3 protein-coding genes are annotated in these 1,670 nt (G+C 49.3%); all 3 read left to right on the top strand.

The genetic code is table 11. From position 1 onward, the window contains the following. The first annotated feature begins 84 nt into the window (after nt 1–84). On the top strand, nt 85–381 hold the full coding sequence (locus QMA35_RS21575) for a hypothetical protein (RefSeq protein ID WP_281649195.1): 297 nt from the start codon (nt 85–87) through the stop codon (nt 379–381). Beyond that, nucleotides 381–788: an IS66 family insertion sequence element accessory protein TnpB gene (gene tnpB, locus QMA35_RS21570; protein WP_281649194.1), complete on the top strand. Its 408-nt coding sequence runs from the start codon at nt 381–383 to the stop codon at nt 786–788. Before QMA35_RS21575 ends, tnpB begins: the two co-directional genes overlap by 1 nt. Continuing rightward, the coding region (locus QMA35_RS21565; protein ID WP_281649193.1) for a transposase at nt 760–1,670 on the top strand (911 nt) is incomplete at its 3' end. The genes tnpB and QMA35_RS21565, both read left to right, overlap by 29 nt.

Genomic DNA, 1,670 nt, shown 5'->3' with positions numbered 1-1,670 from the left:
GTAAGCGATCATTCAACCACGTCTACAAAACCAACCCAACATGAATAATAGTGTCCTGCATGCATTCAAGAGCAGGAGCATCACATGCCTTATCAGCACCGCAGTCATGAAGAACGGCTGAATCTGATTAAAGAACAACAACGCAGTGGGTTAACCCAAAAAGCATTCTGTCTCAGTCATGATATCAGCCTGTCCAGTCTGCAATTGTGGAAAAGAACACTGAAAAATCAGACAACAGTCTCACCAGAACACACATCATCGCCCTGGCTGGAAATCCCTGTTCTGCCTGAATCAAAACCGCGGCTACCAGCGCCAAGCCAAGAGTGGGATGTCGAAGTCGCACTGCCAGGTGGCATCACTTTGCGCATAAGAAACGCCTGATGCTGTTGCTTCCCAGTGATCTGAAAGTGTGGCTTTACGGCCAGCCAACCGATATGCGTAAATCCTTCAATGGTTTGTCTGCACTGGTCAAACAACAACTGGGTGAGGATCCCCTCAGTGGTCAGTTGTTTGTGTTTATCAACCGTAAGAAAACGCACCTTAAAGCTTTGTACTTTGATGGTTCCGGCTTTTGCCTGTGGTGTAAACGACTGGAGCAGGGTTACTTCCATACACCGGGTTATACACAGGACAAAAATCCTCTGAGCGCAGCAGATCTCGTTCTCATACTGGAAGGCATCAACACACAAACGGTGAAACGCTATAAACGTTACCATCATCACCGGAAATCAGAGCAAAGTTCGTCTACAGTTTTGCCCCATGACGATAACCGCACAGCCTCTTGCTGATCAAGATGACATTCATCAGCTAAAAGACAGAATCAAAATACTTGAGCATCAACTGGACTGGTTCCGGAAGCAGTTCTTTGGTCAAAAATCAGAGAAGCGCCTTCCGGACCTGTCACCGGATCAGATCGGTATTGAAAGTCTTCTGTGTGATGCGCCAGCTGAACAAGCACCTCCTACAGAAACCGTCACGTACATCAGAAAAAAGCCCAAGGTGCGCGCGGATAACTGTGTCACTGATGACGGTCTGCGTTTCGACGACAGTGTTCCTGTCGAAACTCACGAGATCGTTCCTGACGAATTAAAGGGGCCGGATGCCGAGCAGTACACCATCATTGATTACAAGGAAACCCATCGGCTCGCTCAGCGCCCGGCCAGTTACGTCGTGCTGAAGTACCGTCATCCGGTGATCAAACGTAAAACCGACCAAAAAATCATCAGCTATTCAGCGCCTGACGCGGTGTTCGAAAAAAGCCTCGCAGATGTCAGTTTCTTAGCGGGCATGCTGACGGATAAGTTCCTGTATCACTTGCCGCTCTACCGTCAACATCAACGGCTGACCAATAGTGGCATCACCCTCAGTCGTACAACGCTGATCAACCTGACCAAGCGCAGTATTGCCCTCTTAAAGCCCATCTACGATGCCCAGTTGGCCAATATCTTAAAAAGTCGCGTGCTGGCGATGGATGAAACCCCGATAAAAGCAGGCCGGTCATCACCAGGAAAAATGAAACAAGCCTGGTTCTGGCCCCTGTATGGAGAAAGCGATGAAATGGCCTTCACCTTCTCGACGACACGCGCGGCCACACACCTCGTTCCTTTACTGGAAGGGTTTGAGGGTGTCTTGCTCACCGATGGTTATGCGGCCTATGACGCTTATTGCCG

This window comes from Parendozoicomonas sp. Alg238-R29 (assembly GCF_947331445.1).
Taxonomy (GTDB): domain Bacteria; phylum Pseudomonadota; class Gammaproteobacteria; order Pseudomonadales; family Endozoicomonadaceae; genus Sansalvadorimonas.
This window is presented reverse-complemented; position numbering and strand designations above follow the sequence as displayed.

What these genes read in the sequence shown, in the direction of transcription:
- QMA35_RS21575 (WP_281649195.1), top strand. Translation starts at nt 85, where the DNA reads ATGCCTTATCAGCACCGCAGTCATGAAGAACGGCTGAATCTGATTAAA.
- tnpB (WP_281649194.1), top strand. Translation starts at nt 381, where the DNA reads ATGCTGTTGCTTCCCAGTGATCTGAAAGTGTGGCTTTACGGCCAGCCA.